The sequence below is a fragment of the Burkholderia sp. WP42 genome (genome assembly GCF_000745665.1).
GTDB lineage: Bacteria > Pseudomonadota > Gammaproteobacteria > Burkholderiales > Burkholderiaceae > Burkholderia > Burkholderia vietnamiensis.
Genome location: NZ_JQJT01000018.1, coordinates 114,933 through 133,105, shown reverse-complemented (window position 1 = coordinate 133,105; position 18,173 = coordinate 114,933). Strand labels below are relative to the sequence as shown.

At 68.8% G+C, this 18,173-nt stretch carries 14 protein-coding genes and 1 pseudogene; 11 read left to right on the top strand and 4 right to left on the bottom strand.

What is annotated here, in order from left to right; translation table 11 throughout:
• Positions 1 to 153: 153 nt before the first annotated feature.
• From EX20_RS11655 to EX20_RS31875, 3 genes are read right to left on the bottom strand one after another with little or no spacing between them, the layout of a single operon-like run.
• Positions 154 to 1,080: a 2-hydroxyacid dehydrogenase gene (locus EX20_RS11655; RefSeq protein WP_011880483.1), complete on the bottom strand. Its 927-nt coding sequence runs from the start codon at positions 1,078 to 1,080 to the stop codon at positions 154 to 156.
• A gap of 8 nt (positions 1,081 to 1,088) precedes the next feature.
• The gene (locus EX20_RS11650) at positions 1,089 to 1,949 is read right to left on the bottom strand and encodes a GNAT family N-acetyltransferase (RefSeq protein WP_011880482.1); all 861 of its coding nucleotides are present in this window, start codon (positions 1,947 to 1,949) and stop codon (positions 1,089 to 1,091) included.
• A gap of 31 nt (positions 1,950 to 1,980) precedes the next feature.
• Entirely contained in the window at positions 1,981 to 2,376 is a 396-nt protein-coding gene (locus EX20_RS31875; RefSeq protein ID WP_139164691.1) for a hypothetical protein, read from the bottom strand.
• A gap of 17 nt (positions 2,377 to 2,393) precedes the next feature.
• Here EX20_RS31875 and EX20_RS11645 point away from each other — a divergent pair, with 17 nt between their 5' ends.
• The 3 genes from EX20_RS11645 to EX20_RS11635 all read left to right on the top strand — a co-directional run bounded on the left by EX20_RS11645 (position 2,394) and on the right by EX20_RS11635 (position 7,233).
• Entirely contained in the window at positions 2,394 to 3,062 is a 669-nt protein-coding gene (locus EX20_RS11645; protein WP_011880480.1) for a haloacid dehalogenase type II, read from the top strand.
• A 168-nt stretch (positions 3,063 to 3,230) separates the two neighbouring features.
• On the top strand, positions 3,231 to 4,766 hold the full coding sequence (locus EX20_RS11640) for a methyl-accepting chemotaxis protein (protein ID WP_034193629.1): 1,536 nt from the start codon (positions 3,231 to 3,233) through the stop codon (positions 4,764 to 4,766).
• Between the two features lie 574 nt (positions 4,767 to 5,340).
• Positions 5,341 to 7,233, top strand: a complete 1,893-nt coding sequence (locus EX20_RS11635) for a methyl-accepting chemotaxis protein (protein WP_011880478.1) — start codon at positions 5,341 to 5,343, stop codon at positions 7,231 to 7,233.
• A gap of 110 nt (positions 7,234 to 7,343) precedes the next feature.
• Here EX20_RS11635 and EX20_RS11630 read toward each other — a convergent pair.
• Positions 7,344 to 7,690: pseudogene (locus EX20_RS11630) on the bottom strand (PLP-dependent aminotransferase family protein); the annotation flags it as partial.
• Between the two features lie 534 nt (positions 7,691 to 8,224).
• Between EX20_RS11630 and EX20_RS11625 the strand changes: the two are divergent.
• The 8 genes from EX20_RS11625 to EX20_RS11590 all read left to right on the top strand — a co-directional run bounded on the left by EX20_RS11625 (position 8,225) and on the right by EX20_RS11590 (position 18,039).
• Positions 8,225 to 9,811: an ABC transporter substrate-binding protein gene (locus EX20_RS11625; protein WP_014726136.1), complete on the top strand. Its 1,587-nt coding sequence runs from the start codon at positions 8,225 to 8,227 to the stop codon at positions 9,809 to 9,811.
• 79 nt (positions 9,812 to 9,890) lie between these two features.
• Positions 9,891 to 10,844, top strand: a complete 954-nt coding sequence (locus EX20_RS11620; RefSeq protein ID WP_011880472.1) for an ABC transporter permease — start codon at positions 9,891 to 9,893, stop codon at positions 10,842 to 10,844.
• Positions 10,845 to 10,873: 29 nt separating this feature from the next.
• Complete coding sequence (locus tag EX20_RS11615; protein WP_014726135.1) at positions 10,874 to 11,830, top strand: ABC transporter permease; 957 nt, start codon at positions 10,874 to 10,876, stop codon at positions 11,828 to 11,830.
• Positions 11,830 to 13,704, top strand: coding sequence for an ABC transporter ATP-binding protein (locus EX20_RS11610; protein WP_034193627.1), 1,875 nt, complete (start codon positions 11,830 to 11,832; stop codon positions 13,702 to 13,704). The genes EX20_RS11615 and EX20_RS11610 overlap by 1 nt, the downstream gene beginning before the upstream one ends.
• A 155-nt stretch (positions 13,705 to 13,859) precedes the next feature.
• Positions 13,860 to 15,194: an NAD(P)/FAD-dependent oxidoreductase gene (locus tag EX20_RS11605; protein WP_172820473.1), complete on the top strand. Its 1,335-nt coding sequence runs from the start codon at positions 13,860 to 13,862 to the stop codon at positions 15,192 to 15,194.
• Positions 15,195 to 15,276: 82 nt separating this feature from the next.
• Positions 15,277 to 15,744: a helix-turn-helix domain-containing protein gene (locus EX20_RS11600; protein ID WP_226150934.1), complete on the top strand. Its 468-nt coding sequence runs from the start codon at positions 15,277 to 15,279 to the stop codon at positions 15,742 to 15,744.
• A gap of 232 nt (positions 15,745 to 15,976) precedes the next feature.
• Positions 15,977 to 16,711 (top strand): cupin domain-containing protein, encoded by a 735-nt coding sequence (locus EX20_RS11595; protein WP_011880467.1) that lies wholly within the window; start codon positions 15,977 to 15,979, stop codon positions 16,709 to 16,711.
• A gap of 2 nt (positions 16,712 to 16,713) precedes the next feature.
• On the top strand, positions 16,714 to 18,039 hold the full coding sequence (locus EX20_RS11590; protein WP_011880466.1) for an NAD(P)/FAD-dependent oxidoreductase: 1,326 nt from the start codon (positions 16,714 to 16,716) through the stop codon (positions 18,037 to 18,039).
• The last annotated feature ends 134 nt before the right edge of the window (positions 18,040 to 18,173 follow it).

The window sequence follows — 18,173 nt, the reverse complement described above, 5'->3', positions numbered from 1 at the left end:
GGCGGGGTTCTCGTCGGGTGTCAGCGATGAGTTCATGCTACCGGGCGAGAATTCCACATGCGTCTTCAATTTGCGGGCGGAAACGTATGGAGACGGCGTTTGCGCGGGGCGCTTCGGCATTTTCTGCTGCGCGCCCCGCGGGGCAGGGGCGCGTCAGTAGCCGCGCGCGCGATCGACGACGCCGATCATCGGTTGTCCCGCGCGATGGCGCGCGAGGTTGGCGAGCACGGCGTCGACCGCGCCGTCGGGCCGCGTCGCGCTGGCGATGTGCGGCGTGATCCGGATGCGCGGGTGCGTCCAGAACGGATGGCCGGCCGGCAACGGTTCGGGGTCCGTCACGTCGAGGATCGCGCTGTCGAGGCGGCCGCCGTCGAGCGCGTCGAGCAGCGCGCTCGCGTCGAGCTGCTCGCCGCGGCCGACCTGCACGAGCGACGCGCCGGCCGGCAGCGCGTCGAACACGCGCGCGCCCAGCAGCCCGCGCGTGGCGTCGGTGAGCGGCAGCAGGCAGATCAGAATGTCGGTGCTGGCCAGGAACACATCGAGCGCCGCGTCGCCCGCGTAGCAGTCGACGCCGTCGAGCGCGCGCGGCGTGCGGCTCCAGCCCGCGCAGGGGAAGCCGAAGCGCCGCAGCGTGTCGAGCACGGCCTGGCCGAGCGTGCCGAGGCCCAGCACGCCGACGCGCCGCGATGCGGCCGCGCGCACGGGCTTCTCGCGCCACACTTGCGCGCGCTGTTGGGCCGCGTAGTCGAACAGGTCGCGATGGATCGTCAGCACGGCCTGCGTCACGTATTCGACCATCCCTTCGACGATCCCCGGCTCGATCATCCGCACGACCGGAATGTGCGCGGGCACGCGCGACAGGTCGAACTGGTCGATGCCGGCGCCCACCGAGAAGATGACCTCGAGATTCGGCAGCAGCGCGGCCGGGTCGTCCGGCGGCTGCCAGGCGGCGAGATAGCGGACGGCCGCGGCGTCGCCGAGGTCCGGCCAGATCCGGAACGCGAGGTCCGGCGCCCGTTGTGCGAAGCGCTGCGCCCATTGCGCGCCGCGCACCGGGTCGGCTTTGTACAGGAAGCTCATCGCGCGGCTCAGCCGAGTGCCTGATTGACGATCGCGAACGCGCGCAGCGCCGGGTCGCGCTCGGGCGCCGCGCCGCGCGCCATCGCGACGACGGTATCGACGCGCGGCAGGCCGAGCCCCTGCAGCCAGTCCGACAGCCCGCTATCGCCCGGTACGTCGAGGCGCACGAACATGCCTTCGTGCAGCGCGAGCCAGTGGCTGATCAGCGCCTGCGCACGCAGCGCATCGGGCGCGATCACGGGGCCGATCACGTGGCCGCGGCCGAAGCGGCGGAACAGCGCGAACCCGAGCAGTTCGCCGTCGCGGTCGAGCGCGATGCCGTTCGCGACGTCGAGCAGCGCGTCGATCACCGTGCCGCGCGCATGGCCGGCGGCGCGCGACGCGAGCGCCGCGAGGCGCGGCCCGTCGTTGACGCCGAGCGGGCGCAGGCGTTCGCCGGGCGGCAGCGAGATCAGCGGCGGCTGGAACGCGGCGCCCTGATGCTGGTCGATGGTGCCGATCGCTGCGAAGCCGAATTTCACGTAGAGCGGTTCGCCGGACGGCGTCGCATGGAGGAAGATGGTGCGCGCGCCGAGGCTGTCGATCACGCGTGCGAGCAGCTCGCGGCCGATGCCGCGGCCCTGCTGCTCGGGCGACACGATCACCATGCCGAGCGACGCGCAGGCGTCGTCGAAGCGCCAGCCGAGCGCGGTGCCGACGACGCCCGATTCGTCCTCGGCGACGAAGCCGCTGCCGAGCTGGAATGCGAAGCGCCAGTCCTCGACGCGATGCGGCCACTTGACCGCCTCCGACAGCCGGTGCGCGGCGCTCAGGTCGGTTTCGGCGAAGGGGCGATAGGTAAGCGTGCTGGAAGGGTTGAGGTCGGACACGCCGGACTCCGGATGGATGGGAATGACCCGCTCACTCTGCCAGCGCGGTTGCCGCGCGGATAGGACGATTCGCCTGTTTTGCGGCGGCTGCCGCCGCGCCCGCGAGATCGACGCAAACCCGCTCGATCCGTGCTAACGAACGCGTGGAGCGTGCCGGCAAGGGCCGCCAATCCGACAGCTCCTGCTGTGGGAATGCCACTACGATGACGGCAGGGTGGCGCTGCCGCTTGGAGAACGGCTCGCCGAACGGCTCGCCGAACGGCTTGCCGTGCGGCGCCTGCCTGCCGCGCCGCAGATCGTGCTGCACGCGCCCGGCAACACGCGGCGATTCTGCCTTTTGAGCGGCGCCGAACGATGCGCGAACGACTTTTTGCCTTGATTCAATTTCGTTGAACCCAGCCCGTCCCCGGCCCTGCCGGGGCTTCACACCGACAGGACGTCACCATGATCCAGTTTGAACCCAAGTTCATCACCTTCGATTGCTACGGCACGCTGACCCGTTTCCGGATGGCCGACATGGCGCGCGAGGTCTACGGGGACCGGCTTTCACCGGTCGCGCTCGAGGACTTCGTGCGCGCGTTCGCCGCGTATCGGCTCGACGAGGTGCTGGGCGCATGGAAGCCGTATCGCGACGTCGTCGTCAACGCGATCCGCCGCACCTGTGCGCGGATCGGCGTGAAGTTCGACGAAGCCGAGGCCGAAAGTTTCTATCTGGCCGTGCCGACGTGGGGCCCGCATCCGGACGTGCCGGCCGGGCTGTCGCGGCTGGCGAGCAAATACAAGCTCGTCATCCTGTCGAATGCGTCGGACGACCAGATCATGAGCAACGTCGACAAGCTCGGCGCGCCGTTCCATGCGGTGTTCACCGCGCAGCAGGCGCAGTCGTACAAGCCTCGGATGCAGGGCTTCGAATACATGTTCGACAAGCTCGGCTGCAAGCCCGAGGACGTGTTGCACGTGTCGTCGAGCCTGCGCTACGACCTGATGACGGCCGAGGATCTCGGCATCAAGCACAAGGCGTTCGTGAACCGCGGCCACGAGCCGGGCACGCCGTTCTACAACTACTACGAAGTCTCGGACATCGGCCATCTCGCGACGCAGCTCGGCCTGTGAGCGACGCGCGCGCCTGCGCCGGCAGGCGGCGCGCCATGCAGGCGGCCGCTTGCCGTTGCGCGTGCGCTCAGCGCACGGATCGAGGGTAAATACCGATAAGGACTCATTCAAGATGGGGCCGGTCGAGCCGATATATGTACCAGACGGTTAATATATCGAGGCCCCCGCATGAAGTTGTCCACGAAACTGCTGCTGCTGGTCGCCGCGGCGCTGCTCGGCGTCGTGTTGCTCGCCGCGATGTCGCTGTACACGCTGCGCGACGCGCTGATCGACAGCCGCCGCGACGAGATCGTGATTCTTCTGACGAAGGCCGAGCATCTGGTCGATTCGTACCGCGCGATGCAGGCGAACGGCACGCTGACCGCGGAGCAGGCGCAGCAGCAGGCCAAGGCCGCGCTGTCGGCGCTGAATGCGAATTCGAAGAGCTACTTCTGGGTCACGACGTCGGACGGCGTCAATCTCGTGCATCCGAACGCGAAGTTCATCGGCACCCGCGCCAAGGGCAATCGCACGACGGGCGGCCTGTCGGACAGCGACGCCTACCGCGAGGGGATGGCGCGCGATCACTTCGCGCTCGTCGACGTGCTGATCAAGCGCAGCCCCGACGCCGACCTTGAGCCAAAACTTCAGGGCGTGGTGGCCATTCCGGACTGGAACTGGTGGATCGGCACGGGCTTTTTCTACGACGACATCAACACCGTGTTCAGCCGGCTCGCGTGGGTGCTGGGCGGGATCACGCTGGTGATCGCCGCCGCGCTCGCGGCGATCGCGTGGGGCGTGCTACGCAGCGTCAGGCGCACGCTGGGCGGCGAGCCGGCCCATGCGACGCAGATCGCCGCGCGCATCGCCGCCGGCGAGCTGGACGTGCAGTTCGACACCGCCGACGCGGCGCCGGGCAGCCTGCTCGTCGCGCTCGGCGACATGAAGGCGCGGCTGACCGAGACCATCGCCGACATCCAGGCGACGACCCATTCGATCGCCGTTGGCACCGGCGAGATCGCGCAAGGCAATCTGGACCTGTCGCAGCGCACCGAGGAGCAGGCGGCGTCGTTGCAGCAAACGGCCGCGAGCATGGAACAGCTCACGTCGACGGTCAAACAGAACGCCGACAACGCGCGGCAGGCCGATGCGCTGGTGACCCGCGCGAAGGAGGCGACCGAGCTGGGCGGCGCGGCCGTGCAGGAAGTCGTCGAAACGATGCGGCAGATTGCCGATGGGTCGGTGCGGATCGCCGACATCACCGTCGTGATCGAAAGCATCGCGTTCCAGACCAACATTCTTGCGCTCAATGCCGCGGTGGAAGCGGCGCGGGCCGGCGAGGAAGGGCGCGGGTTCGCGGTCGTGGCGGCGGAGGTCCGCTCGCTGGCGCAGCGCAGCGCGGCGGCCGCGAAGGACATCAAGGGATTGATCGACGCGTCGGTCGAGCAGGCCGGTAGCGGCAGCCGGCTCGTCGAGGCGGCGGGCACGCGCATGACGGAGATCGTGCGGTCGATCGACCGGGTGGCCGCCATCATGGGCGAGATATCCGCGGCATCTGCGGAGCAGAGCACCGGCATCGAACAGGTCGGCCTGGCCGTCGCGCAAATGGACGAAGTCACCCAGCAGAATGCGGCGCTGGTCGAGCAGGCAGCTGCGGCCGCGTCGTCGCTCGACGAACAGGCGGCGCGGCTCAGGGCGGCGGTGGCGGTGTTTAGGGTGGCTTGATGGTGGTGGGGGCGGGTGCTGCGTGCGGCGAGCACGTGCATCCGGCGATAGCCATATCGGCGCTTCTGCGCGGCGATGGCCATCATCCGGCCAGTCAGCGCTTCGTCGTCAACTCGGCGACGTGATTCGTAGCGGCACGGCTCCGCCCGCTTCAGGCCAGCCTCGGCTTCCTTCAAGATGCCGATGATTTTGCTCTCGGTGAATCGCCTTTTCATTGCCGTTCCTCTCTGGAACGGACCCTACACCGTCACGGTACTAAACGCGGGGAGCAGGTCGCTCGGAAGAACAGAAGAACGGGGCGCTCGAGCACTACGTCGATCACGGGCGCTGCTTCACTTTCACTGCTTCGGTCTTCGACATGGGGTTCCCTCGACCTTTCATATCATGCTCCACGGGGGCATGAATCGGGACCTCCGTCGCATCTATGCCGACTACGAGCCATTGCACCCGGAACATCTCTGTAAGGGTTTTCCCGCCCCTCAAGAAAATTCAAGGCCTTGTCGAAAATACGTCTGCCGGGTGGGCTGTTGATGCTGTTTCCGGGGCCGTCAAACCAATCCTCTGAAGAATCGGAATGAAAGTATCGAATTCGATCGGTTTCAAGATCAACCTTGCGTTCGGTACTGCGCTGGTTCTCAGCGTCGCCGTGCTGGCGACCGTCGGCGCGCTGAATGTGCGCCACCAGGCCGTCAGCGAGTTCGAGCAATCGAGCCAAGCGCGCATCACACAGGCTGACGGCTCGCTCGACGGAACCTTCAGCGAAGTCGAGCAAAACCTCACGTATCTCGCACAGACCCCCGAGTTGACGTCGGCCGACGCCACCATCACGAACTATCTGACCCACACCGGCAAGATGACGCCTGACAGCAACGGTGGCGTTGAGCAGCGCATCTTCACGGTACTCAAGCAGTTCGGCGACGCGCACCCCAACATGCGCTACCTCGATATCGGCACGCACTGGGGCGGTTACGTGCAGTGGCCGTTGGAAACCATGAACGGCGACCACTACGATCCCCGTCAGCGGCCGTGGTATACCGCCGCCATGGCAACCCCCGACCGCGTGGCGCGGCCCGCGCCGTACCTGAGCGCGGCGGGCTCCGGCGGCGCAATCATTCCGTTCGCGCGGGTGGTCAAAAACGCCGGCGGCGAAGTACTGGGCGTGCTCGAGGGTGACCTCTCCCTCGAAGGCTTCGCCAAGCTCACCAGCGGCATCCGCTTCGGCCAGAGTGGTTATCTGATCGTGACCGACAACAACGGCAAGGTGCTGATCGATCCGCGCGACAAGAGCCACGAATTCAAGGAATTCAAGTCGCTCGGCGGTGGCTACGACCAACTCGCGTCCGCCGCCGACGGCCGCGCTGTCGTGACGATCAACTCGACCCGCTACCAGGCCTATGCCTACACGTCGCGCAAAAACGGGTGGCGTTACTACGCGCTCGAGCCGGAGGCGGAGATGATGGCTGCCGCGAACCGGCTAACCTTCCAGCTGGTCGGCACGGGCGCGCTGGTGATCGTGATCGCGCTGTTCGCGATGGTCGTGCTGAGCCGGCAAATCGTGGTACCGCTGCGCACGCTCGCGGATTCGATGCACGAGATCGCGGTCGGCGACGGCGACCTGACGCGGCGTCTGCCGGTCGTCAACAGCGACGAGGTCGGGCTGCTCGCGGGCCGCTTCAATGCATTCGTCGAGAAGCTGCACGGCGTGCTCGTCAAGGTGTCGTCGAGCATCAATCATCTCGAAACCGCCTCGCGCGAAGTCTCTTCTGGCAACAACGACCTATCTGCCCGAACCGAGCAGCAGGCCGCCTCGATCCAGCAGACCGCGGCCAGCATGGAGCAACTGGCCAGCACGGTGCGGGAGGCCGCCGATCGCGCCAAGCACGCCAACGCGATCGCGTCCGGCGCCGTCGCCACCGCGTGCCGCGGCGACGAGGCGGTGGCCGATGCCGCGAAAACCATGCTGGCGGCCGTGAACGAATCAGAGCGCGTCATCGGCATCGTCGGGATCATCGAGGGTATCGCGTTCCAGACCAACATCCTGGCGCTCAACGCAGCAGTGGAATCCGCGCGGGCCGGCGAGAGCGGCCGCGGCTTCGCGGTAGTCGCCTCCGAAGTGCGCAACCTCGCGCAGCGCTCGACCAGCGCGGCGAAGGAGATCAAGGCGCTGCTCGAAACCTCGGTCAGCAACGTGCGCGAAGGCGCCAGCCAGATCGGGCTGGCCGGCAAGACCATCGCGGAACTTAACGCGGCGGTGGGCAACGTCGCCCAGATCACCACCGAAATTTCGGCTGCGGCCGAGGAGCAGAGCCGCGCCATCGACGAGGTCAACCAGGCGGTCGCGTCGATGGACCAGAACACACAGCAGAACGCGGCGCTCGTCGAGGAAATCGCGGCGGCGTCCGAATCGCTGAGCGTGCAGGGACGCGACCTGCACGCGACGGTCGGCTTCTTCCGGCTACAAACATGACCCTGCCGCTCGAGACAGATCTGGATGCGGCGGTGACCGGTGACGACTTTAATTCGCGACGTGCAACTCGTGAATCGACGACCGCCCTCCGCAACACCGGTCAGCCAGCATCAGATCGTCCCGAACAGCGCTCTCGGACGGTCTTTGAGCGTCGCAGTCAACAACCTTGACGCACTCACCAGTTGATCACGGCTCGTCGCGCACGCGAGGTTGATGCGCACGCCGTGCTCGATCTCCGAACGGTCCACGGCAAACGCCGACGACGGCATCACCACCACGCCGCGCGCCTTCGCGTTGGCGGCGAAATCGTCAGCACGCCACGGCGGCGGCAACTCAAGCCATACGAACATGCACGCCGGATCCTGGCGCGCGCGAATTCAGCAAGCTGTGCGTCCATGATGTGACGCGCGGTGCCGTCCTCGATCCAGATTGACGCGATCAGGCACGTCACGCTCGCATCGCGTGCGTATCCCGCACGCATTCAGCCCGTACCCGAGACCAAGCCCGTATCCAGGCCCGGCACCACCTCGCCCCCGCCCTCGGCCAAACCCGCCTCGCCCGAAGCCCCATTTTCGTCTGCTGAATCTCCCCCCGCCGCCGCACCGCCGCCCGCACACACATTCCACTCAAACATGCCGTTTGCGCGCGCCAAACGCGTTTCGGACGCCGAATCCCCAATTTTGTCGGTGCAATCTGCCGCGCGTGCCGCTTTACGATTCCCTTCATCGGCATGCGCGGCGCGAGCGCGACGCCCGGGCGCCCATCACCCGGCGACGCGCGCAGGCATGCAGCAATTCATGCTGCGCGGGCGGTCCAAAACGGTCGATTCGTATCGTGCGGCCGGCCCGAATCGCGACAAACCGCATTTTGGCGGTGCTTAAATGAATTGCAACTGCACGACGTCGTACCCGCCACCAGCATGCGGGCGCGGCGGGATTCGACAACCACGCTGGACCCCAGGACCCACTTTCCACAGTCAGGAGCAGTTCGGATGAACGACGATATCGACAACGGCAGCGGCAAGGGCGGCTTCACGCGCCGCGACATGATGCGGGTCATGGCGGCGAGCGGCATGATGGCCGTCGGCGGCGGCGGACTGCTGCTCGACGCGCAGTCGGCGTTCGCCGCGCCGGCGCCCAAGCGCGGCGGCAAGATCCGGGTTGCGAACGAATCCAGCTCGACGGCCGATACGCTCGACCCGGCCAAGGGCTCCACAGGCGCCGACTACATTCGCTTCTTCATGTTCTACAGCGGCCTCACGCAGCTCGACGCGAGCCTCACGCCGCAGATGAACCTCGCCGAGTCGCTCCAGACGACCGACGCGAAGACCTGGATCATCAAGCTGCGCAAGGGCGTCACGTTCCACGACGGCAAACCGGTCGGCCCGGCCGACGTGGTGTTCTCGCTGCTGCGCCACAAGAACGCCGCGACCGCATCGAAGGTCAAGCCGCTCGCCGACCAGTTCGCCGACGTGAAGGCGAGCGGCCCCGACGAAGTCACGTTGACGCTCGCCAGCGCGAACGCCGACCTGCCGGTGATCCTCGCGACGCCGCAGCTCGTGATCGTCAAGGACGGCACCACCGACTTCAGCGCCGGTATCGGCTGCGGCCCCTACAAGCTGAAGTCGTTCAAGCCCGGCGTATCGACCATCGGCGTGCGCAACGACAGCTACTTCAAGCCGGGCATGCCGTACCTCGACGAGATCGAGATGATCGGCATCAGCGACAGCGCCGCGCGCCTGAACGCGCTGCTGTCGGGCGACGTGCACCTGATCAACGCGATCGATCCGCGCTCGACGCAGCGCGTCGCGTCGACGCCCGGCTATGCGCTGAAGGAAACCAAGTCGGGCCTGTACACCGACCTGATCATGCGCAGCGAGAACCCGATCACCGCGAATCCCGATTTCGTCGAAGGGATGAAGTACCTGTTCGATCGCGAGCAGATCCGCTCGGCGGTGTTCCGCGGCTACGCGGTGATCGGCAACGATCAGCCGATCCCGCCGGGGCATCGCTACTTCAACGCGTCGCTGCCGCAGCGCCCGCACGATCCGGACAAGGCGAAGTTCCTGTTCCAGAAGGCCGGCGCGCTCGGCGCCACGCTGCCGCCGATCTACGCGACCTCCGACGCGAACGGCTCGATCGAGATGGCCGTGCTGCTCCAGCAGGCCGGCGCGAAGATCGGGCTGAACCTGCAGGTGAACCGCGTGTCGCCGGACGGCTACTGGTCGAACCACTGGATGAAGCATCCGCTCGGCTTCGGCAACATCAACCCGCGCTCGAGCGCCGACGTGCTGTTCACGCAGTTCTTCAAGTCGGACGCGCCGTGGAACGAGTCGGGCTGGAAGAACGCGAAGTTCGACCAGTTGCTGCTCGCCGCGCGCTCGGAAACCGACGACGCGAAACGCAAGCAGATGTACGGCGAGATGCAGGTGCTCGTCGCGCAGCAGGGCCGGGTCGGGATTCCGTCGTTCATCAGCTTCCTCGACGGTTACGACAAGCGGCTCTCGGGCCTCGGCTCGATCCCGACCGGTCCGATGATGGGCGGCATGTTCGCCGAGCACGTCTGGTGGAACGCCTGACGCCATTGCCTGCCGCCGCCGTGCGGCCGGCGCCGCTGAGCGCGCCGGCCGCACGCGGCCTTTCCGGGAACGCAAGCCCATGAACCGAATCCTGCTCGGGCTGATCGGCCGGCGCATCGCGGTCACCGCGCTGACGCTGCTGATCGTGTCCGCGATCATCTTCACGATCACGAACCTGCTGCCGGGCGACGCCGCACAGGCCGCGCTCGGCCAGTCCGCCACGCCCGAGACGGTCGCGGCGCTGCGCCAGCAGTTCGGCCTCGACATGCCGGCGCACGTGCGCTATCTGCATTGGCTCGGCGGCCTGCTGCACGGCGATTTCGGCCGCTCGCTGTCGGGCGACCTGCCGGTGTCGGAGATGATCGGCGGACGCCTGCCGAAGTCGCTCGCGCTCGCCGCGATCACGACGGCCGTGTCGGTGCCGATCGCGCTGCTGCTCGGCATCGTCGCGGCGGTGAAGCGCGAGTCGGTGGTCGATCGCGTGATCAGCCTCGGCACGCTGGCGCTGGTCGCGACGCCCGAATTCCTGATCGCGACGGTCGCCGTGCTCGTGCTGGCCGTGAAGCTGCACTGGCTGTCCGCGCTGTCGTACGGCGGCCCGATCGACGGCATGCACGACTTCCTGCGCGCGTACGCGATGCCGGTGCTGACGCTGTGCGCGGTCGTGATCGCCCAGATGGCGCGCATGACGCGCGCCGCGGTGATCGAGCAGCTGAGCGCGTCGTACGTCGAGATGGCCGTGCTGAAGGGCGCGAGCCCCGCGCGCGTCGTGCTGCGCCATGCGCTGCCCAACGCGATCGGCCCGATCGCGAATGCGATCGCGCTGAGCCTGTCGTATCTGCTCGGCGGCGTGATCGTCGTCGAGACGATCTTCAACTATCCGGGCCTCGCGAGCCTGATGGTCGATGCCGTCGGCAACCGCGACTTCCCGCTCGTGCAGGCGTGCACGCTGATCTTCTGCGTCGCCTATCTGCTGCTCGTGCTGTTGGCCGATCTGTGCTCGATCGTGTCGAACCCGCGCCTGCGCACCTGAGTGTTTCGCTTTCTTCCGAGATGCCGATCATGCAACCGACCGACTCCGTTCAACGCAGCAGCACGCTGCCGCCGTCCGGCGACCCGCGCCCGTCGCGAGGCGGCCCGCCGCCTGCCGCGCCGACGCCCGGCGCGCCGCGCAAGCGTCGCGCGCCGCGCCTCGCCCTGACCGGCGGCGGCCGCGCCGGCCTCGCGATGGTCGCGCTGATGCTGTTCATCGCGGTGTTCGCGCCGCTGCTCGCGCCGCACGACGTCGGCACGATCGTCACGCCCGACGTGTTCGCGGCGTTCAGCGCGAAGCTGCCGTTCGGCTCCGACTTCCTCGGCCGCGACATGCTGAGCCGCATCCTGTACGGCACCCGGCTGACCGTGCTGCTCGCGCTCGCGGCGGTGCTGCTCGCCGCGCTGACGGGCACGACGCTCGGGCTGCTCGCGACCGTGTCGGGCCGCGCGGTGGACGAGACGATGAGCCGCCTGCTCGATGCGCTCACGTCGATTCCGTCGAAGATGTTCGCGCTGATGCTGGTGGCCGCGTTCGGCTCGTCGCTGCCGCTGCTGGTGCTGACCGCCGCGGTCAGCTACATGCCGGGCTCGTACCGGATCGCGCGCGCGCTGGCCGTCAACATCAGCACGCTCGAGTTCGTGCAGGTGGCGAAGGCGCGCGGCGAAAGCGCGCTGTACATCGCGTGCGTCGAGATGCTGCCGAACATGATCCATCCGATGCTGGCGGACACCGGGCTGCGCTTCACGTTCGTCGTGCTGCTGCTGAGCGGCCTGAGCTTTCTCGGGCTCGGCGTGCAGCCGCCGTACGCGGACCTCGGCTCGCTGGTGCGCGAGAACATCGCGAGCCTCGGCGACGGCTCGGCCGTCGCCATCATGCCCGCGGTCGCGATCGCGATCCTGACGGTGGGCGTCAACCTGTTGATCGACGGCCTGCCGCACCGCGGCCGCCGCAAGGGCGCGGCCGCGGCCGCGGGAGAACACTGATGCGAGATGAATCGACTCCGCTCGTCGAGGTGCGCGGGCTGCGCGTGGTCGGCGGACGTCCGGGCGGCGCGGAAACGACGATCGTGCACGGCGTCGACTTCGACATCCGGCGCGGCGAGGTGCTCGCGCTGATCGGCGAGTCGGGCTCGGGCAAGACGACGATCGCGTTGTCGCTGATGGGCCATGCGCGCGCGGGCTGCCGGATCGCCGGCGGCTCGGTGAAGTTCGACGGCGCCGACGTCTGCACGCTGTCCGCGCCGGCGCTCGCGGCGCTGCGCGGCCGCAAGGTCGCGTACATCGCGCAGAGCGCGGCGGCCGCGTTCAACCCGTCGCGCACGATCCTCGATCAGGTGATCGAGAGCGCGCTGATCCACCGCACGATGACGAAGCGCGCTGCGCAGGCGAAGGCGGTCGAGCTGTTCCGCGCGCTCGCGCTGCCGGAGCCCGAGACGATCGGCAGACGCTATCCGCACCAGGTGTCGGGCGGTCAGTTGCAGCGGCTGATGGCGGCGATGGCGCTGATCACCGATCCGGAGCTGGTGATCCTCGACGAGCCGACGACCGCGCTCGACGTGACCACCCAGATCGACGTGCTGCAGGCGTTCAAGCGCGTGATCCGGCATTGCGGGATGAGCGCGGTGTACGTGTCGCACGATCTGGCGGTGGTCGCGCAGATGGCCGACCGGATCGTCGTGCTGAGCGACGGCGTGATCCGCGAGGCGGGCGCGACCGAACAGATCCTGCATGCGCCGGCCCATCCGTATACGCAAAGCCTGATCGCGGCCGTCACGCCCGACGGTGCCGCACGCGAGCCGCAGGCGCCGGTCGCCGCGCCGGCGCCGCTGCTCGACGTGCGCGGCGCGATCGCCGGCTACGGCGCCCGTAACGCGCGAGGCTGGCCCGCGAAGGTGATCCTGCATGAGGTCGACCTGCGCATCGGGCGCGGCCAGACGGTCGGCGTGATCGGCGAATCGGGCTCCGGCAAGACCACGCTCGCGAAGGTGATCGCGGGGCTCGTGCCGGCGACGGCCGGCCAGATCCTGCTCGACGGCCAGCCGCTCGCGCTCGATATCGGCAAGCGCTCGAGGGAGCAGCACCGGCGCGTGCAGATCGTGTTCCAGAACGCCGATACCGCGCTCAATCCGGTGCATACCGTCGAGCGGACGCTCGCGCGGCCGCTTGCGTTCTATCACGGCATCAAGGGCGCGCGTGCGCGGCAGCGCGTCGCCGAGCTGCTCGAACTCGTGCGGCTGCCGCCGGCGGTCGCCGCGCGCCGCACCGGCGAGCTGTCCGGCGGACAGAAGCAGCGCGTGAACCTCGCGCGCGCGCTGGCGGCCGAGCCCGACCTGATCCTGTGCGACGAGGTCACGTCGGCGCTGGATACGGTGGTCGGCGCCGCGATCATCGACTTGCTGCGCGATCTGCAGGCGAAGCTCGGCGTGTCGTACGTGTTCATCACGCACGACATCGCGAAGGTGCGCGCGATCAGCGACGACATCGTCGTGCTGTACGCGGGCCGGCGCGTGGAGACGGGCAGCCGCGACGCGCTGTGCGCGCCGCCGTATCACCCGTATTCGCACCTGCTGGTGTCGTCGGCGCCGGAACTGCGCGCGGGCTGGCTCGACGTCGCTGCCGAGCGCTGCCATCGGCCGCTCGTGCCGATCGGCGCGAGCGCCGACGATGCCGGCCTGTGTCCGTTCCTGTCCCGCTGCGCGATGCGGGTGGACGGCGTGTGCAACCTCGCCGCGCCGCCGCTGCGCACGCTCGGCAACGGCGCGCAGGTGCTGTGCCATCGCAGCGAGGAAGATCTCGCGCGATTCCAGGCCGAGCCGCAGCCCGAAGGCGCCGTGCTGGGGCAGCCGGTGCGGCTGTAGCGATGTGTATGTCGCGCCGGCGGCTCGTGACTCACGGCTCATGGCCGATGCAGATGGACGCTGCGCACAGTGTGCTGCGGCGGTCGTGCAAAACGATGCAACCGGCGCGTGCCGCGCACGAATACGCGGCAAATGCGCTTTTTGACGGTGATTAAATGGTTTCCGGTGAGCGATCGCCGATCGCGTCCGCCGCAATGTTCGAGAAGGATCGGATGAAATTCGAATCGTACTGGCTGGATACTCGTCCGCCGTTTCATGCCGGCTGCGAAGGCCCCGTCGACGGGCGCGCCGACGTGGTCGTGATCGGCGGCGGCTTCACCGGTCTGTCGGCGGCACTTGCACTGGCGCAGCGCGGCGTCTCGGTCGTCGTGCTGGAAGCCGCGCAGATCGCCGGCGAAGCGTCGGGACGCAACGGCGGACAGTGCAACACCGGCGTCGCGCAGGACTACGCGTCGCTGGCCGCGCGCATCGGCGCGGAGCCGGCGCGGCAGTTCTATCGGGCATACGAGAGCGCCGTGAAAAGCGTCGAGGCGCTCGTCGCCGAACACGCGATCGATTGCGATTTCCGGCGCGCCGGCAAGCTCAAGCTCGCCGCGAAGCCGCAGCATTTCGCGGCGCTGGCGAAGACGTACGACGCGCTGCGCCGCGACGTCGATGCCGACATCGAGCTGATCGAGCCGTCGCGGGTGCGCGACGAGATCGGCTCCGACGGTTTCCACGGCGGGCTGTTGCAGCACAACGGCGTGCAGATGCACATGGGCAAGTTCGGCGTCGGCCTCGCGCAGGCGGCGGCACGGGCGGGCGCCCGCATCTACGAGCACGCGGCGGTCACGCAGATCGAGCGGCTCGGCGGCGAGCGTCACACGATCGTCAGCACGCGCGGCACGATCGTCGCCGATCGCGTGCTGGTCGCGACCGGCGCATCGCAGCACGGGCCGTTCGCGTGGTTCCGGCGGCGCATCGCGCCGGTCGGCAGTTTCATCGTCGTCACCGAGCCGCTGCCCGACGCGCAGCTGAACCGGCTGTTCGTGCATCGCCGCGCGTACGTGACGTCGCGCCAGATCGGCAACTACTTCCGCGTCACGCCCGACAACCGGCTGCTGTTCGGCGGTCGCGCCCGCTTCGCGATGTCGAGCCCGCGCTCCGACGCGAAAAGCGGAGAAATCCTGCGCGCGGGCCTCGCCGGCTATTTCCCCGAGCTGGCGGCCGTGCGGCTCGATTACTGCTGGGGCGGGCTGGTCGACATCACGGCCGACCGGCTGCCGAGGGCGGGCCAGCACGAAGGGCTCTACTACTCGATGGGCTACAGCGGTCACGGTGTGCAGATGGCCGTACACATGGGCCGCGTGATGGCCGACGTGCTGTACGGCGCGGCCGCGTCGAATCCGTGGCGCGAGCTCGACTGGCCGGCGATGCCGGGCCATTTCGGCCACGCGTGGTTCCTGCCGTTGGTCGGCGCCTATTACCGGATGCAGGACTTCCTGCACTGAAGCGAATGCCGCAAGGACTGGATATGACCGCACGATTCGTTTGTCCGCCCGCCGCGTGCGCGGGCGCATGAGGACCGCGAGCATGGCGACCCTGTTTCCCGCTGTGCCCGAACGCGAGGCAGCGCGCGCCCGGCGCGCGCCGTATTCCGCGCCGTGTTCCGTATCGCCCGCGATCGGCGACGTGCTGCGCACCATCGACGCGTCGTTCGCGCAGCCGCTGAACCTCGACACGCTCGCGGCCGTCGCCGGCCTGAGCGTGTCGCGCTTCACCGCGCGCTTTCGCGGCGAAGTCGGCCTGTCGCCGCATCGCTATCTGTGCCTGGTGCGCGTGCGGCGCGCGCAGGAGCTGCTGCGCGCGGGGCTGGCACCTTCGGTCGTCGCGACCGACGTCGGCTTCTTCGATCAGAGCCATCTGTGCCGGCATTTTCGCCGCGTGCTCGGCGTCACGCCGCGCGACTACGTGGGCGCGCGGCAGGACGGCGCGGCGCCGCGCGCAGCGCCGCGGCACGCGCGCGCCGAGCGCCGCGACACGCCGTGTCACGTTGCATAGGCGCGTGTCGCGACGGGAGGTGCGGGCACGTCTGCCGCATTAACTGGTGCTTAACGATGGTTTTGTGAGGCGTTAATCCGGTAGGCGAACCGACGCGACACAATGGTTCGCAAGTGGCGCAACCGCGATCGAGTGCGCCGAGGCGTGCGCGGACCCGACGTCCGCAAACGCATATTTTGCAACACGCGCGACCGCTGGGCTGCCACGTCGTCGCGCATCGGCTGGAGCAGAAATGACCGCAGCTTACGTATTGCACCGCGCCGACGGCACGGCTGACACAACCGCGTTTCGCCAGCAGGCGTTCGGCGAGCACGACCCGTTCGCGCGTGAGCGCGAGATCGCGTGGGAAGGCCCCGACGCGATGGCGGCCGGCCGGATCGGCTTCGTCGGCGAGCTCGACGTCGCGCGTTATCCGCACGTCGAAAGCATCGTCGTCGTCGAAGGCGAGCTGACGCTCGACGCAGCGGGCGGCGCCCGCTTGGTGCTGGGGCCGGGACAGGGCGCGGTCATCGGCGCCGGCACCGCGCTGCGCATCGGCGCGGCGTCGCCGGTGCGGCTCGTGTTCTGCGCCGCCGCGTGCCCGCAACCGACCAAGCGCGGCCTGGTCGCGCTGCGCGCCGACGCCGACTTCAAGCCGTCGGCGTCGCTGCCGCCCGACGTGCTGCTCGGCCCCGCGCCGGCCTGCCGCAGCGACAACGTGTTCGTCGAAGACGGCATCGGCCACTGCGCGGGCACCTGGGATTCGACGCCGTATCACCGGATCGTCCGGCCGCATCGCGTCAACGAATTCATGTTCCTGCTGGCCGGCAGCGTGCGCTTCGCCGCGCCCGACGGCAGCGTGCTGACGCTCGGCGCCGGCGACGCGCTGTTCGTGCCGCGCGGCGCGCCGATCGGGTGGGAAAGCCGCGAGCACGTGGCCAAGTTTTACGTCGTGCAGAACGTCAACGCATCAACCGAACGGAACTGAACATGTCGCCTCCGCTGCGCCAAATAGAAACGTCGCCGACGCTGCCGGCCGAAGCAGATGTCGTCGTGATCGGCGGCGGCATCATCGGCGTCTTCACCGCGTACTACCTCGCCCGGCGCGGGGTGTCGGTCGCGCTGGTCGAGAAGGGCCGTATCGGCGCCGAGCAATCGAGCCGCAACTGGGGCTGGTGCCGGCAGCAGAACCGCGACGAGCGCGAGCTGCCGATGGCGAGCAAGAGCATCGACCTGTGGGAGCGTTTCGCCGCCGAATCGGGCGAGGACACCGGTTTTCACCGCTGCGGGCTGCTGTACCTGAGCAACGACGAGGCCGAGCTGTCGCGCTGGGCGAGCTGGGGCGAATTCGCGAAGACGGCGGGCGTGACGACCTACATGCTCGACAGCAAGCAGGCCGGCGAGCGCGGGCGCGCGACCGGGCGTGCGTGGAAAGGCGGCGTGTTCTCGCCGAGCGACGGCACCGCCGACCCGGAGAAGGCCGCGCCGGCCGTCGCGGCCGCGCTGATGAAGCTCGGCGGCAGCGTCCACCAGCACTGCGCCGCGCGCGGCATCGAACTGGCGGCCGGGCGCGTCGCGGGCGTCATCACGGAGGCCGGCGTCATCAAGACCCGCAAGGTCGTGCTCGCCGGCGGCGCGTGGGCGTCGTCGTTCTGCCGGCAGCTGGGCGTCCGGTTCCCGCAGGCGTCGATCCGCCAGTCGATCCTGAGCGTGTCGCCGGTCGAGCAGGCGCTGCCGGGCGCGCTGTATACGTCCGGTGTGTCGGTGACGCGCCGCAGCGACGGCCGCTACGCGCTGGCCATCAGCGGCCGCGCGCGCGTCGACCCGACCGCGCAGTTCCTGCGCTTCGCGCCGCAGTTCGTGCCGATGTTCGCGAAGCGCTGGCGCAATCTTCTGCCGGGCGGCCTCGAAGGCGTGCGCGGCGGCCACGAAACGCTGAAGCGCTGGCGTCTCGATGCGCCGACGCCGATGGAGGCCGTGCGCATCCTCGACCCGAAGCCCGATCTGCCGACGGTCAACGAAACGTATCGCCGCGCGGTCGAGCTGTTGCCCGAGCTGCGCGACGCGACGATCACGCACGCGTGGGCCGGCTTCGTCGACAGCACGCCGGACGGCGTCCCCGGGATCGGCGAACTGCCGGGCGTGCCGGGCCTCGTGCTCGCGGCGGGCTTTTCCGGCCACGGCTTCGGCATCGGCCCCGGCGCCGGGCATCTGATCGCGGATCTCGTGACGGGCGCGCAACCGCTGGTGGACCCGACGCCGTACCGGCCGAGCCGGTTCGCCGATTCCGCGTGGGGCAAGGTCGCCGATTTCTAGGCCGACGCCGGCGGCGTGACGACGCTGCGCATCGTCACGCGCCGTTCGCGCAGGCAGACGATACGACACGGTGCGACGCGATGCGACGCGAACAATGCGCGCCATGCCTCGCGGCATGGTGCGGCCGACAATGG

Bases quoted from the DNA above. Each gene is read 5' to 3' on its own strand.
- EX20_RS11655 (WP_011880483.1), bottom strand. From the start codon at position 1,080: ATGAGCTTCCTGTACAAAGCCGACCCGGTGCGCGGCGCGCAATGGGCG.
- EX20_RS11645 (WP_011880480.1), top strand. From the start codon at position 2,394: ATGATCCAGTTTGAACCCAAGTTCATCACCTTCGATTGCTACGGCACG.
- EX20_RS11640 (WP_034193629.1), top strand. From the start codon at position 3,231: ATGAAGTTGTCCACGAAACTGCTGCTGCTGGTCGCCGCGGCGCTGCTC.
- EX20_RS11635 (WP_011880478.1), top strand. From the start codon at position 5,341: ATGAAAGTATCGAATTCGATCGGTTTCAAGATCAACCTTGCGTTCGGT.
- EX20_RS11625 (WP_014726136.1), top strand. From the start codon at position 8,225: ATGAACGACGATATCGACAACGGCAGCGGCAAGGGCGGCTTCACGCGC.
- EX20_RS11620 (WP_011880472.1), top strand. From the start codon at position 9,891: ATGAACCGAATCCTGCTCGGGCTGATCGGCCGGCGCATCGCGGTCACC.
- EX20_RS11615 (WP_014726135.1), top strand. From the start codon at position 10,874: ATGCAACCGACCGACTCCGTTCAACGCAGCAGCACGCTGCCGCCGTCC.
- EX20_RS11610 (WP_034193627.1), top strand. From the start codon at position 11,830: ATGCGAGATGAATCGACTCCGCTCGTCGAGGTGCGCGGGCTGCGCGTG.
- EX20_RS11605 (WP_172820473.1), top strand. From the start codon at position 13,860: ATGGTTTCCGGTGAGCGATCGCCGATCGCGTCCGCCGCAATGTTCGAG.
- EX20_RS11600 (WP_226150934.1), top strand. From the start codon at position 15,277: ATGGCGACCCTGTTTCCCGCTGTGCCCGAACGCGAGGCAGCGCGCGCC.
- EX20_RS11595 (WP_011880467.1), top strand. From the start codon at position 15,977: ATGACCGCAGCTTACGTATTGCACCGCGCCGACGGCACGGCTGACACA.
- EX20_RS11590 (WP_011880466.1), top strand. From the start codon at position 16,714: ATGTCGCCTCCGCTGCGCCAAATAGAAACGTCGCCGACGCTGCCGGCC.